The sequence below is a fragment of the Rhodoplanes sp. SY1 genome (genome assembly GCF_046000175.1).
GTDB lineage: Bacteria > Pseudomonadota > Alphaproteobacteria > Rhizobiales > Xanthobacteraceae > Rhodoplanes.
Map to the genome: position 1 here is coordinate 1 of NZ_JBEOMB010000222.1, position 725 is coordinate 725.

A 725-nucleotide genomic window follows, 5' to 3' on the forward strand; every position below is an offset into this window, starting at 1 on the left:
GCACGGCGGCGAGCGCAATCGCTTTCATGAGTACCTCTATGGGTCCGTCGGCCAACCGGCGGCGGTCTTGTCAGTTCCGCCGAGCGGCACCGCGTCGCAGCGACTTGCGTGCGCGACCCGGCGCGGCGTCGCCGGCCGGGTTCGGCGCAGGCGTCGGCGCCGGCCGGGCGGGCCGGTCATTGGCGGGCGCCCGGCGCAGGCTCTGGCGCAACGCGTCCTTCAGGCCGACGGGCCGGTGGTGCTTCTTCAGGAGGTCGGCGAAGGCTTCGTCGGCGAGCTCCTGAAAGTCCTTCATCGAGTCGCGGGCGAGCAGCGCGAGCGCCTCAAACGTCTCGTCGTCGAGCTGCACGCGCTTGCCCGGCATCGCTCGAGGTCCCGTCCTCTCGGGCTCCGCCTCAGGGCGGTCCGCCCGGGCCGCCGCGCGCTCCGCCCGGGCTTCCGCCGCCACCCGGCGTGGCGCCGCCACCGCCACCAGCGCCTCCGGATCCCGCGCCTGCCGGAGCGCCGCCGCCGGACGGCTTGCCGGCCGGTGCCGAGCCGCCCGGACTGCGATCGTGCCCGCTGCTGCGGCTTGACGGCCACGGCCCCGGTCGCGACAACCGCGCCATGGACAGGCTCGATCTGCGCGGGCTCAAGTGCCCGCTCCCGGCGCTGAAGACGAAGAAGGCCCTCGCCCGCCTGGCGGCGGGCAGCGTCGTCGAGGTCGCCTGCACGGACCCGATGGC

Annotated in this window: 2 protein-coding genes; one reads left to right on the plus strand and one right to left on the minus strand. The window is 75.6% G+C overall.

What is annotated here, in order from left to right:
- Nucleotides 1–70: 70 nt before the first annotated feature.
- Entirely contained in the window at nucleotides 71–349 is a 279-nt protein-coding gene (locus tag ABTU92_RS28615; RefSeq protein ID WP_408094965.1) for a hypothetical protein, read from the minus strand.
- Between the two features lie 257 nt (nucleotides 350–606).
- On the opposite strand from ABTU92_RS28615, the gene ABTU92_RS28620 reads away from it, so the two are divergent.
- Nucleotides 607–725: sulfurtransferase TusA family protein (locus ABTU92_RS28620; protein WP_408094966.1), on the plus strand; the 119-nt coding region annotated here is incomplete at its 3' end.